This is a genomic window from Coleofasciculus sp., assembly GCF_046565525.1.
Lineage (GTDB): Bacteria > Cyanobacteriota > Cyanobacteriia > Cyanobacteriales > Coleofasciculaceae > Coleofasciculus.
Map to the genome: position 1 here is coordinate 1 of NZ_JBKHUP010000056.1, position 13,766 is coordinate 13,766.

Sequence of the window (13,766 nt, forward strand, 5' to 3'; positions counted from 1 at the left end):
AGTGGGAGTGCGGATAAGACGATTAAATTTTGGGATTTAGCCACAGGACAAGAAATTCGCACGCTGACGGGACATTCAAGTTCAGTCAACGCTCTAGAAATTAGTCCGGATGGGAAGATTTTAGTGAGTGGAAGTGCGGATAAAACGATTAAACTTTGGGATTTAGCCACAGGGAAAGAAATTCGCACGCTGACGGGACATTCGAGTTTTGTGAATGCTTTAGCGATTAGTCCAGATGGTCAAGTTTTAGCCAGTGGGAGTGCAGATAAGACGATTAAACTTTGGCAACTTCCTACAGGACGATTCATTCGTACCCTTAGAGGTCATTTAAGTTCAGTTAATTCTATTGTAATTACTCCAGATGGAGAAACATTAGTTAGTGGGAGTGCAGATAAAACCATTAAACTCTGGCGAGTGCCGAAATCAAAATAGTGTTCCAGGCACTATAAATCTAATTTTGAATGTCCATCGAATATAAGTAGCCAAACGACAACAACAATCCAATGAATTACAACAGGAGGCCAGATTGAGCGAGAGTGCCAGTAGGAAATCGTCAAGGTGATTCCTAAAATTAGCGTTGACAACAGAAAACCGGGATTGGTGAAAACTCCGAAAGCTTTTTGGTAAAATAAAAAGGCAAATATAGGATGACCGATGACATAAAGAACTATGCTGATAATAGCCATAGTCAATTGGATATTGACTGGAGTATTGCTGGTTTTACTGGGAAGTGGCAGGACGCGAAATAGCAGCTCTTCGGCAAAAGAGGGAAAAAAGAAGCGACTCACTAAAATTTTGACAATACCTAGAAAAGATAAAGGCAAAATCCTAATGTCTAAAAGCCCCGAATAAAATCCTATTGGTAAACACGTTAAAGAAATAATCACTAACAGAAAAACCGCCATGAGCCAACTCTCCAGAGTCGGTACAGTGAGTATAGCCGAGATGACTTTGTGGTAAATTCTTTCCCTAAAATTCATCTCGGCTGCTCCCGTACTTAGGCGAAATTAACCCAATTACTCACAGTAATCTACTCAGGTAATCCATCCTCAGTTGGCTGTAGGTAGATAACCGGATCAGGAAAATTGGGACTGACGACATAGATTGTGCCAGTACCATCTGCACGACCAATTTCAATCTCACTGAAGCCATCAACGATGAAATCAATCTCCGCATCAATGATATCTAAGAAACTGCCACCCTGATTAGAGGTTGCCCCCACAACAATATCTTGAGCCAGAGTAAATGTACCAAACTGGAGTGTACCACCATTACTCTCAATTTCGCTGCCATCAGCAATGTCTACTTCATCACCAAAATAGGTAATGTTACCACCGCTTACACTACCCGTGGCATCTGTGCTACTAACTACCACAAAACCCGCTGATAGTTTCACATTACCGCCTGTACCGGTGGCAGCACTCACATCAATCATAGAAGTACTTCCATCCGGTGCAGCGTTTGTCGTGTCGATTTTAGTTGGCTCATTACCACTAACGGAAACATCACCGCCGATACCTGATCCTTCTGAACGAGCAATGACGCTGCTGGTGGAAATATTTCCATCAGCCACCGAAAGCGACACATTACCACCATCAACCGAATCAGAACTCGCATCAATGATGCCATTGCTGGTGTCAATATCTCCAGAGGCTTCGCTAATGCTTAAGCTAATATTGCCGCCAATTTCAGGTCCGGTGGAGTTAGAGAGTAAGCTAGCCGTGCTGATATTGCCATTAATGGTAGACAGACTAATGTCACCTCCTGCACCTAAGCTAGTCCCTGACTTGATGGTTCCGGTAGTGGTGTTGATCGAACCTTCCTGCCCACTTATACTCAGATCAATATTGCCACCAATCGTGCCATCTGATTCAGAGAAGGAACTCAGGTTACTTGTGCTAATGCCGCCTTGATTGGTGCTGAGATTGATATCGCCACCGTTCCCCCCGGCTGAGGTGGAGTTGTATGCCCCACTGGTGGTGTCAATCGAGCCGAGACCATTATTGATTGTGGCAGTAATGTTACCACCATCCCCTGACCCATTCGAGGAGGTATTGACATCAGCGGTGTCAATGTTGCCCTCATCAGTTTCCAGGGAAACGGCACCGCCATCCCCATTCGCAGCGCTGGCATCAATGGTACCGCTCGCTGTAATTTGACCCAAATTTTGACTCGCTGTGGCGCTGATAGTTCCACCATTGCCTGCGCCGCTTGCACTAGCATTCAAATTTTGAATTTGAATATCGCCTTCATCGGTATCAAGGTCAATGTTACCCGCATTACCATCAACGCTGGTTGAGTCAAGCAAACCATTGGTAACATCAATACTACCAATGCCGCCTGCATCTGAGACAATATTGCCGCCATTACCTGCTTCAATGGCGCTGGAGTTGAGATCAGCCGTCTGAATATTGCCATCTACGGTAGTCAGCTCAATCTTGCCGCCATCAGCAACGGTGCCTCCTGAGGTGAGGATTCCGGCGGTGGTGTCGATGGAGCCTTCTATGTCTTGAATGTTGAGTTCAATTTGTCCACCTTTTCCGTCTGCATCTTCCGAAAAGGTGTTGACATCGGCGGTAGAAATAGTTCCCTGGAAGGTTCGCATTTCAACATTACCACCTTCACCAACAGCAGCGATCGCATCAATGGTTCCAGTGGTAGTATTAATGGAGCCTGTACCAGCCGCCACCTCTAAGGTAACTTCACCCGCTGCTCCTCCGTCACTCGAAGCGTTAATATTGCTGGAGCTGATATTGCCTTCATTAGTGGCTAGCTTCACCTCACCCCCATCGCCACCTGCTGAGGTAGTTGTCAGAGTGCCATTGGTGGTATCGATGGAGCCAATACCCCCATCAATGGTGAGCTTAATTTCTCCAGCATTGGCACTTCCACCGGAACTGGTGTCAACGTTGGCGGTATCAATATTACCTGCCGCTGTCGTAAAGAACACGTTACCGCCTGTACCCGTGGCAGAACTCGCATCAATCGTGCCGCTGCTGGTGTCAATTTGACCCGTACCTTCGGGGTTGGAGGCAATATTGAAGTCGATATCGCCAGCCGTACCGTCACCATTGGTGAAGGTTTGCACATCTAAGGTGGTGATGTTGCCACCAGCGGTGTTGAAGGTAATATTACCACCTTGACCATTTTCCGAGGTGGAGGAGACGGTAACACCGCTGCTGCTGATGTTGATCGCTCCTAACCCCTGGGTGACATCCAGGCTGATAGCTCCCCCTTCAGCATCGACTGAATTGGCATTCAAGCCCTGATTAACTTTAATGTCTCCACCGGAGGAGGTGAGGCTAATGTTCCCCGCCTCATCGTCGGAAGAGGTATCAATACCCGCTACCGTAATAGCTGCACCGGAAATATCGACGTTGCGACCTTCAGCGCGGATAACATCGGCAGAACCGTTCATAATAAAAGAGCCTGCGCCATCATCGTCAGCATCTGCTGTAAAGGTGAGGCTGCCACTACCTGGAGCAAAGAGTAGTTCATCGTCAGGCAAGTCGTTGATGGAGATGTTGTTCGTGGCTTGTAGAGTAATATTGGTGTCGCCTGACATACCCTCTAATTCTGACTCGTAGATAGTAAACGTGCCATCCGTCGGCGGTTCACTAGCGAGAACTTCCGCTGAGTCAGCATCGGGATCTGATCCGAGGGCGTTCTCTAGATCAGCATCGTCAGTGCCATCGTCAGTACCTCCCACGACGGCAATATTTTTGGGATCGAGGAGTAGGGTACCATACTCACCATTGGGGGCGGATGTATTGACATTGCCTTCATAAATCAGGGTGTCTTTACCAGAGACTTCCACAAAGCCACCATCACCCGCCGTTTCTCCGCCTTGGGCGCTGATATTGCCGTAGAAGCCTGTAATTGTGTCTGCCCAGACAATGACTTGACCCCCATCACCGTTGGCGTAAGCATCGGCTTTGATTGTGGAGTCAGCACTGACGTAGGTACGGGATGCGGTTGGTAGAGTACCACCGCCCTGATAATCGCCACCAATATAAACTTCACCGCCGCCAGTGGTTCCAGATGCATCGATATCGGCACTAATGACACCGACGCGATCGCCAAGTACGCTCACGCTACCACCGATTTCAGAGCTAGAGGCATTAAGGTTGCCTGATGAGATGGCAACTCCTGAGCCGTTTGGTATTGTTGTTCCAGATTCCGTTAAGTACGCTGACCCATCAGAGTTAACGTCAATGCTATCACCAGTGACATTAGAACCATCGCCAGTCAACAATTCTGGCAGGCTAGCCGGATCAATCGTGGCGGTTGCATCACCGGGATTTGTCACTTCCAGACTGAGGATCATCCCTTTCTGACTCACCCGCACTCGATTGGTGCCAGGAACCGCCGCAACAGTGATATTACCATCAGGCGCTGTCAATGTTCCTGTGTTGACGACGTTACCTCCAATTAAGGATAAATTGTTTCCTTCTGTAACAGCCAAATCCCCGACGTTAACGATACTGCCAGGATTCGCGGCGGTGAACGCAAATTGGTTAGGATTCCCCACCAAGGTGGTGTAGTTATTATCTCCAATGGCGTTGAACCAGTTATCGCCAAAACCGATGCGATCTGCCGTTGTTGCCGTAAAAGCACCCGGTACATCCAGTTGAGCATTTTCACCAAAGATTATACCGGCTGGATTGATGAGAAAAAGATTAGAATTACCGCCTGTTACCCGAATTAGACCATTAATTAGGGATGGATCAGTGCTCATCACACGACCCAATATGTTTTGAATTTGAGGATTGGATAGAAAATTAGCAACCTCGTCGGCGTTTAAATTAAGCTGCTCAAAACTTTGAAATAGATTAGCACCATCACCCGATAACGTTCCACCTGTAATGTTGTAAGTTTGTCCATCTGGCATGGTAATCACTGTACCTGTGTCATCTTGAGCAGGAGTAATTGACTGGGCTGATGTGGAGTCAATCGTCCCTACTATGTATGACCCTGCCGCAATAGTTGCTGACAACACAGGTGCAATAAATTGAACCGTCCGCATTATTAACTTGTCCTCACTACTTTTACTGGATCAGAACTTACTCAGCCACACCAGAGATACTGGTTAAGGTGGATTACGCTTCCCTAACACACCCTAGATGTAGAGCCTTTGTGTAAGTCCTAGGGATCTTGAGAACTAGCAAATAGAATCCAACGAAGTTAGTCAAAATTGTTCTGCTAATTCTTGAGCCCTTTATGGGTATGCTCGAACTGGTGGTTTCTCACTAAACCCAGTCACCTTTTCTGTCAAAAATATTTTTAATGACAGGCTCAGTCTATAGAATCGAATTGTTAGGAAAAACCAACTTTAGTCGTATTTGTGAATATTAGAAACTATTCCTTTAGACGGAAGTCCTTTTGGTGCGGATGGACTGTACCTAAACTAAGACGAATGGCACGCTCTTAAAGGATGGTGGGCAATGATCGCACTGAACGTGATTTCGCCATTATTGACATTCAGGTTCTAAATGCCGAATAGCTTAAGCGTTTGATCAATATTTACATAATTTAATATTAAGGTCACTTTATGCGATCGCAGGGATTACTTCAAGCTTGTCAGTAGTGGGACTTGCATTAAAGTTGACGGTTGAGATTAGAAAATAGGGAACAGTAAACATTGACGCTTGTTAATATTTCTTAGTAACGCTGATTCAGCAAGCCGTAGTTATAGTAGTATTTTCAGAATCTCCAAGCAATGACGCACCATATCTTAGTTGTAGAAGATGAGGCAAAACTCGCCAAGTTTATCGAACTGGAACTGCAATATGAAGGATATCAAGTCAGCGTGGCGCCGGATGGGTTGGCGGGTTTAGTAAAAGCGCGGGAATCTCAGCCAGATTTGCTGATTCTCGACTGGATGTTACCGGGAGTATCGGGAGTGGAAATTTGTCGCCGCCTGCGGAGTACGGGTGATAAGGTGCCAATTATATTATTAACCGCGAAAGATGAAGTGAGCGATCGCGTGGCGGGGTTGGATGCGGGTGCAGATGACTATGTGGTTAAACCGTTTAGTGTGGAGGAATTATTAGCCAGAGTCAGGGCACATCTGCGACGGAATCAGGAGGAAGACCCAGATACCCTACAATTTGCTGATTTAAGCTTAAACCATTCGACCCGTGAAGTCTATCGGGGCGATCGCTTAATTGAACTCACGGCTAAGGAATTTGATTTACTCGATTATCTACTCTCCCATCCTCGCCAGGTTCTCACCCGTGACCAAATCCTAGAACGAGTCTGGGGGTATGATTTTATGGGGGATTCCAATATTATCGAGGTCTACGTGCGCTATTTGCGCCTGAAACTGGAAGCCAATGGCGAGAAGCGCTTGGTGCAAACGGTGCGGGGTGTCGGTTATGTATTGCGGGATTGACGCTCCCATCGCTAAAAGCGAGGGATTCTCAGTTCAACGAGCGAATTTACCAAAGCTAAGTTTCCTTATCCTTGGCAGAGATTCTTCTCTCCCTGAGCGTTAATTTCTGTCCGCCCGACAGTATTTGTAGTGCTAAAGCGAGGATATTTCTAGCTGCATTCTCATCTCTATCGAGAATTGTTCCACAGCTACAAACATGAGTCCTAACCGATAGCGTTTTTTTGACTCTTTGACCACAATTTGAGCAATTTTGGGAAGTATAGTTAGGAGCAACAGCTACCACTTGCTTCCCAAAGAGTTGAGCAAAATAGTCAACCCATTCTCGAAACTGAGTCCAGCCAGCATCAGATATCGACTTCGCCAAGCAGTGGTTTTTGACCATGTTTTTAACGCTTAAATCTTCGTAGGCTATCAAATCGTTAGATTGACAAACGCACCGCGCTAACTTGACAGCGTGGTCTTGGCGTTGCCTTGAAATCTTTAAGTGAATACGTCCCAGCTTGACGCGATTTTTGTGATATCTCTTCGACTGCGGCTGACCTCTTTTATGTTTCCTGGAGAGATTCTTTTGGAGACGCTTTAAGGCTTTCTCACTTTTTCTTAGATACCTAGGGTTCTCTATTTGATTCCCCTCGGAATCCGTATAGAAATGATTAAGCCCCACATCTAATCCAATCGCTCTTCCTGTAAACTCAACAGATTCTTGACGCTCAATATCAATACAGAATTGAGCGTAATACCCATCGGCTCTACGCACCAAGCGTACTCGCTTAATTTGTTCGCTTTGGTAGTAGCTTAAATCTCTTGAACCTACAAGCTTAAGTTTACCGATTCCAGTTCCGTCAGTAATGGTAATAGCCTTTTTGTCTTTAGAAATCTTCCAACCGCTCGTTTTATACTCAACCGAACGGCTGAACTTCTTGAACTTTGGATATCCCTTTTTCCCTGAAACTTTCTTCTTACAGTTTTCAAAGAATCGACTGATACTAGCCCATGCTCTCTCTGCCATAGACTGTCGAGCCATTGAGTTTAATTTAGCAACAAAAGGGTATTCAGGATTGTCAGCTAAAACTTTGCAATACTTGTTCAGAGAAAATCGGTTAACTTTCTCTTCTCTTGGCGCATCCATCCAGTATCTTAAGCACTTATTACGGATGAATTGTCCTATTTGTATCGCTTCATCTATTGCGGAAAACTGATGCTTAGAACCTTTAAGCTTAAACTCGTATACTAGCATTTATCGACCTTTAAATACTGCTAGACTAATCATAGTTATTTAGCCGTGCAAATGTCAACCACAAAAACAACTAACTACAACATCAGTCGTAGAGCCGTATACAATCTCACCGTACATTTAGTTTTTGTGACAAAATATCGACGCCAGGTACTTAGTGAAGCTATGATGCACAGATTGAGTGAGGTATTTAGCTCCGTCGCCCAAAAATGGGATTCTAATCTTATTGAATTTAATGGGGAGTCTGACCATGTTCATTTGTTACTTAGTTATCCTCCTCACAAGCTGCTGAGCAATCTTATCGCTAATTTAAAAGCCACAGCATCTAAGACACTGTGGCGTGAATTTGAACCAGAACTAGCTAAAATTTATAGAAAACGTTTTCTCTGGACAGGCTCCTATTTCGTCGCCAGTTGTGGCGGTGTTACCATTGAACAGCTTAAAGTCTACGTTCAAAGCCAAGATTGTCCGGATTCATCCCATCACTAAAAGTGAGGGTCTTCTCCAGACGTTAAGATAATCTCAAAAACTAAACCGCAGATGAATCCGAGGATTCAGCTTTTCTTCAACCCGCTTACCGTCTTTGAGGTGTTGTTCCACAATCTGGGGGACATCACTAGGTTGAACCCGATAATACCAGGTTTCTTCAGGTACAACTCGCACCGTGGGACCACAACTACATTGTCCTTGACAACCTGTCCCTTTTACCTGAAAATCTGTATCCTCAGCCGCTTTCTCAAAAGCAGCCAGGACATCGGTTGAACCTTCGGCTTGACAGGAGCGATGTTGACAAACTAGCACTTGCTTGGGTGTATTATTTTGGGAGTCGGTTGCCACTGATTGTTGATTTTAGTTCTACATGTTCTTTCTTATCTTAACGCTGACCTATTTAGCCTGGAACAATCAACCATAAGACATAAGACGTAGCTGGCTTCTCGCTCTTTTGAGTATGACGAACGACGAATGACAAATAACATTTAATTATCCCACCTACTTATGACCATTACCATCTTGCGGTGGATTAGCCGTTGGTTGTTGATCTAACCACTTCGCCAAACTCTGGGATAGCTGTGCCAAGGATTCCACTAATTGAGGAGAAATGTCTACAGGTAAACTCCCTGAACGAACATGAAGATCCCGTTGTGGGAAGGGAATTTCGACACCTCGATGGCGGAGAATTACCTCAATCCGAAAATAAAGGTCACTTTTAATTTGGAACTGCTTGCGGGGTTCACTAATCCAAACCAATAAATCAAAATTAAGAGAACTCTCACCAAATCCCTTAAAAAAGACTCTGGGTGTGGGTTGCACGAGAACATCAGTATGTTCTTTTGCTGCATCAATCAAAGCCGATCTGACAGTAGTTAGATTTGATCCGTAAGCCACGCCCACAGGTATCTTTAATCGGGATACAGAACTGTGATGTGACCAGTTGAGAACTTCCGATTCCAAAAATTTGGAATTAGGAATAATAATGGTAATGTCATCTAATGTTTTTACTTCGGTACTGCGAACGTTAATATATTCCACAGTTCCCATCAAGCCGCCCACATCAACGAAATCGCCCACTTGAATTGGACGTTCAAAGATTAATACCAAGCCGCTAATAAACTCCTTCGCAATTCCCTGCAATCCCAAGCCAATGCCAACCCCCAACACGCCAGCAAATACGGTGAGGGAACTAATATCTAAACCCCATAACTGCAATAAGACAAGGCTGGTGATAGAAATAAAGGCATAATTTAAAATAACCGCAATAGTTTCCTGAGACGAGCGACTCAAACCCGTGAACCGTAAAACCCGCGATCGCAACCCTTCTTTGATCACTTTTGCCAGGATAATTAGCCCAACAAATAATCCAGTGAGAATGAGTAGATTCAAGACCGAATAGGAGTTATCTCCTAAGGGAACCAGGTCTGAGGTTAAACTGGCAATTAAAGTATCAGTAACGATGTGACTTAATTGTCGGGTTTGGCGAAACTGGTTAGTAATGTAAATCAGCGCATAGATCCAGATCGCACAGCGGATGAGTCCCAGGAGAACTTTTCCGGCGATTTTCGGGCTGTTCGGCTGTTTAGCTCCTTCTAAGGGGACTGACTCCGCCGCGTCTTTTTCCAACTGGGGTTTGAGCCAATCACACCAAAGCTTACCGAGTACCCAACTCAATGCGATCGCCAGGAATACACAACCTATTGAGATCGCAATGGCTTGAATCAGATAGATTGGTGTACGCTCATATTGTGCCTTTTGAATAACCGTTTGCAGTTTTTTTCGCCAGAATTCAGCTTGTTCTTGAGTTGTTCTTCCTTCGGGCGCATCTTCTGAAGTTACGGAAACCAAATGTTGCCCATTAATCTCAATTACGGGTATTTTTTGTTGAGCCTTGATTTCAACTCTTATGGGAGATTCTGCCGTTTTCACCTGTTCTTGGAGAACTTGATTCACATACTCGGCTCGTTCTTGGGCGCTGTACTGTTCAGATGGAGTCACTTCAAATATCTTGCGCCCATCCAGCATAATGGATGCTGTGGAATTGGTTTGATTGGAATTGGTTTGATTGGAATTGGTTTGAGCTAAACTAGGCAAAACAGCGAGTAAACAACCGACCGTAAATGCCAAGACTAGCATCCGAAAAATCCGCACCCGGACAAAAGAAACAAACTTCATTGACTCTAAAATTAAGGTTTTGTAACAATGTTAGCCTTTCATCGAGAGAGTGCTTTTAGTTTCTTCCACAGACGGTGGCGATAAGGCGGCGGCTTGCTGTTCCGCCAGTCGTTTGGGTTGCAAGTAGAGATTCTCCAGCAAAACAGACGCCCCCGCTATCCAGGGGGGAACAATTAACGCCCCGATAATCCCCAACACCTGTGCGCCACCGACTACCGCTAACAACTGATACAGGGGATGAACTCTCACCGAAGAACCGACTAAAAGGGGGTCAAGCACATAAGTTTCCACATTTTGAATAATCACAAACAGGAGAAATACCCATAAAAAAGTCCACCCCCCTTGGGCAATTGCCACAATCAACGCCGGAATCGCCCCTAACACCGGACCAAAAAAGGGAATTAGATTGGTTCCCCCAGCAATCACACCTAAACCTAAAGCAAACTCGGTAATCCCCAAAAATTTCAAGCCAATGGTAATTGCAATTCCTAAAATCCCCGAAACTAACACTCGTCCCTGGATGTAATTACCCATGCGCCGACTCACTGGCTGTACCTGCGCCGCCAAGCGGTGATCCCAGGGTTTGGGGAATAAACTTACGATACCTTTAATTAAGGGTTCCGAACCGGAGAGCATGTAGCCCGATAGAAATAACGCCAGAATCACACTGAGAACACCACCCAACAACCCCCGCGTTACCCCATAAGATCGGACAACGAGTTGTTGACCAGAACGAATTGTCCAATTGGCGAGGGTTTGCGTATCAAAAATTTGACTAATGATCGGTTCGCTAATACCCAGGCGCACTGCTAAACGGTCGAGTAAGGATTCTAACACTTCTAGATAGTCAGGGAGTCGGCGAAACAGGCGCTGGATTTGCTGCACCACGGTGGGTCCAATCAATACCCCGACTCCAACTAAAATAGTCAGTAAGCCTAAATAGACCAAGAGAACAGCTAACCAGCGAGGTATTCCCAACTGTTGGGCGCTCTTGATTATCGGGGCTAAGGTGGCGGCGAGGACAACCGCGATCATTAGGATTACCAACAGACTACTGAGTTGCCACAGCAGCAGCAGCAGCAAAACGGTAGCGGTAATGAGCAGGATACTTTGAATGGAAATAGCAATCCGCCGTTCAGACATGGCAACGGTTCAGCTTGAGAGACTGTTGACAAATATTACAATATAAGTATATTAAAATCGATAATGATGTTGAGCCTCAGTAAATTTAATTATGTCAAATTTAAGTATTTTGGGCAAGAGACTTAGAAATCTCCGCCTTTATCAGGAAGCGCAAGAAATTGGTTTTGAGTATATACTCAACTCTCACACTGGCGAACTACATCGTGTTGGCATAGCTAATTTTTGGAGTGGTAATATTTCAATTTGGTTAATTAGCAACAAATAACAAATTGGAGAAGTATCAGAAACAACAATCATGTAGATCTGAACTCCTTAAGAGTTTGAAGATCCTGTTCTAATTCCGATTCGTCATAGTTTAGATAAACTCCCATCCGCTTCAAAAAGGCGTGAGTTTCAAGACGAGATGGTAACTTGAGTATTTGACGTACTTCAGCCGAACCTTAGATCTATGGTACGCGATCGCGCCAGGTTCCCAGTAATCGCTTAGAGTCAGGTTTTGCACCACTTCCTAACCACTCAATCGGTGTTTCTTCTTCTACTTTATCGGGATTCACCCACACAATCTCTTTTAGTGTGTTAATTTCAACAGCCGCCTGACTAAAAAATGTTCTGGCTGTATTATCATCCAACGATATCACAATTTTATCTGTCGCGATCGCGGCTTCCAATAATCGTAAATCTTTGAACATTTCTGCACGCTGTCTATTCGTAGCAGCAATTTGGTCAATTTTATCCCATAACTCCTTATCTAATGGCACATCTAAAAATACAAATTTACCTTTAGCCACCATCCGACGACGCCATCTCAGCGCAAATATTGATTGATGTTTATCCCACTCTTCTTTAATATCCGGCGTCATTACAACTTTGTGACAGATATCCAAAACAGCTTGTAAAAAATCCCGACAGTGTACCGATGTTGGATAAGTCGCATCCTCTCCGCCAGATGAACGGGCAACTGACGCATCAATTACCAGTCGCTTGGAAAGCCCTTTATCTACCACTGGAACCTTCCGATAAGCGAGATTCAGCTGCATTTAAATAGCGACTTTCTAGTTTTAGAGATACATCGCTAAAATCTTCAGGAAAATCTCCAAAAGCACCTGCTTCATCTAAATCAGCACTACTAATTTTTGTCATCCCATCATCTCCCCGTGTAAACCAGTGCAATTTTACTAAATCTGGTGATAGTTGACGTTCTGCGACTAAAGATTGAACAGCTAAAAGTAGCAATTCACTGTGAGTTTCTATAACAACACGGACACCCCGTTTAGCTGCATCTGCTAGTATATTAGCTAAAGCGGCTTGGGCGCGAGGATGTAAGTGAAGTTCTGGTTGCTCGATGTAAACTAACTGTCCTGGTTTGGCTACCAGAAGCGCTACTAATACTGGCAAAACTTGAGAGACACCAATACCAACGTCAGCTATACTGACCATATCATTTGCATCATATATTCCTGATAAACGACCTACACGCAATTCAATCTGTACATCATTCATCTGTTTAGTATCTATTTTTGATGTTAATCCAAGAGTTTTAAGAGCTTCAGCTAATTTTTGTAATTTAAAATCTTCATTTTTATGCCAAAAGTTGATGATATTTGCGATGTAATTTTCAAAAGTGCCAGGAAACTCGTCACCAATAGCTGTAGTCGGATATTGGCGCTCTGGATTACCTCTTAGTCCTGGAACATGAATTACCTGACGAATTTTTTCGCTTAATCCTTTAAAAAGTATTAGGTTTTTAGGTTCTAAAAAACATCGAACTCGTTTGACACTACCCTCTTTTAAATGTGGTTCTGGAAACATTGAGTCTAGTTCATTTTTTTGTCTCCTTGGTGCTTTGTCGAGATACTTCTGCAACTGCAACTCGTCAATAATTTCTTTATTTTTACCGTCTATTGAAATCTGCCAAATCCGTCCATTTCCGAAATGAAATTCTGTGCGTACAATATCTATTCCTATGTCTTTGCTTAATTGAAATATATTCTCTATTAGATAGTCATTCGTAAATTGAAGTTTAATCTTAAATTGATTGGATGTCCTAGAAACGCAGGATAAGAGTTGTTTGGCTAAAGTAAATTTTACGTTAGAACCATTCAGTAACAAAGCCCCAGGGTCATAGGGTGCTTCCAGGGTTTGCTTCATTAGCAATAATGGTTGCATGATGCTGGATTTACCGGAACTATTCGCACCAGCCAGAATGGTTAAGGGACGGATTTCAATACTGCACTCGTCATAGAGTGACTTAAACCCCTGTACAGAAATCTTGGTGATTCCCTGAACTTCCTTGTTGTTGCTTTCAGCCGATGTCGATTGACTCATACC

The 13,766-nt window shown here is 44.3% G+C and carries 11 protein-coding genes and 1 pseudogene; 3 read left to right on the forward strand and 9 right to left on the reverse strand.

Features of this window, described 5'->3' with window-relative positions; translation table 11 throughout:
• The coding region (locus ACLGGO_RS19900; protein WP_446420610.1) for a WD40 repeat domain-containing protein at positions 1-432 on the forward strand (432 nt) is incomplete at its 5' end.
• 11 nt (positions 433-443) lie between these two features.
• On the opposite strand, the gene ACLGGO_RS19905 is transcribed toward ACLGGO_RS19900, so the two are convergent.
• On the reverse strand, positions 444-905 hold the full coding sequence (locus tag ACLGGO_RS19905) for a CPBP family glutamic-type intramembrane protease (RefSeq protein ID WP_446420611.1): 462 nt from the start codon (positions 903-905) through the stop codon (positions 444-446).
• A gap of 125 nt (positions 906-1,030) precedes the next feature.
• A complete protein-coding gene (locus tag ACLGGO_RS19910) occupies positions 1,031-5,026 on the reverse strand; it encodes a beta strand repeat-containing protein (RefSeq protein ID WP_446420612.1) in 3,996 nt (1,331 codons plus the stop codon).
• Between the two features lie 693 nt (positions 5,027-5,719).
• Here ACLGGO_RS19910 and ACLGGO_RS19915 point away from each other — a divergent pair.
• Entirely contained in the window at positions 5,720-6,394 is a 675-nt protein-coding gene (locus ACLGGO_RS19915; RefSeq protein ID WP_446335194.1) for a response regulator transcription factor, read from the forward strand.
• Positions 6,395-6,449: 55 nt separating this feature from the next.
• On the opposite strand, the gene ACLGGO_RS19920 is transcribed toward ACLGGO_RS19915, so the two are convergent.
• Positions 6,450-7,631 carry an RNA-guided endonuclease InsQ/TnpB family protein gene (locus ACLGGO_RS19920; protein ID WP_446420613.1) on the reverse strand — a complete coding sequence of 394 codons (1,182 nt, stop codon included), beginning with the start codon at positions 7,629-7,631 and terminating at the stop codon, positions 6,450-6,452.
• Between the two features lie 51 nt (positions 7,632-7,682).
• Between ACLGGO_RS19920 and tnpA the strand changes: the two genes are divergently transcribed.
• Positions 7,683-8,117: an IS200/IS605 family transposase gene (gene tnpA / locus ACLGGO_RS19925; RefSeq protein ID WP_446335196.1), complete on the forward strand. Its 435-nt coding sequence runs from the start codon at positions 7,683-7,685 to the stop codon at positions 8,115-8,117.
• A gap of 33 nt (positions 8,118-8,150) precedes the next feature.
• Here tnpA and ACLGGO_RS19930 read toward each other — a convergent pair whose 3' ends face one another.
• From ACLGGO_RS19930 to ACLGGO_RS19955, 6 genes and pseudogenes are all read right to left on the reverse strand, one after another.
• Positions 8,151-8,465, reverse strand: coding sequence for a (2Fe-2S) ferredoxin domain-containing protein (locus ACLGGO_RS19930; protein WP_446335197.1), 315 nt, complete (start codon positions 8,463-8,465; stop codon positions 8,151-8,153).
• Positions 8,466-8,618: 153 nt separating this feature from the next.
• Entirely contained in the window at positions 8,619-10,295 is a 1,677-nt protein-coding gene (locus tag ACLGGO_RS19935) for a mechanosensitive ion channel family protein (RefSeq protein WP_446420614.1), read from the reverse strand.
• A 30-nt stretch (positions 10,296-10,325) separates the two neighbouring features.
• Complete coding sequence (locus tag ACLGGO_RS19940; protein ID WP_446420615.1) at positions 10,326-11,438, reverse strand: AI-2E family transporter; 1,113 nt, start codon at positions 11,436-11,438, stop codon at positions 10,326-10,328.
• A gap of 293 nt (positions 11,439-11,731) precedes the next feature.
• Positions 11,732-11,875: pseudogene (locus tag ACLGGO_RS19945) on the reverse strand (UPF0175 family protein); the annotation flags it as partial.
• 9 nt (positions 11,876-11,884) lie between these two features.
• Positions 11,885-12,442: a hypothetical protein gene (locus ACLGGO_RS19950; protein WP_446420616.1), complete on the reverse strand. Its 558-nt coding sequence runs from the start codon at positions 12,440-12,442 to the stop codon at positions 11,885-11,887.
• Positions 12,432-13,763 carry an AAA family ATPase gene (locus ACLGGO_RS19955; protein WP_446420617.1) on the reverse strand — a complete coding sequence of 444 codons (1,332 nt, stop codon included), beginning with the start codon at positions 13,761-13,763 and terminating at the stop codon, positions 12,432-12,434. The genes ACLGGO_RS19950 and ACLGGO_RS19955 overlap by 11 nt, the downstream gene beginning before the upstream one ends.
• Positions 13,764-13,766 lie beyond the last annotated feature (3 nt).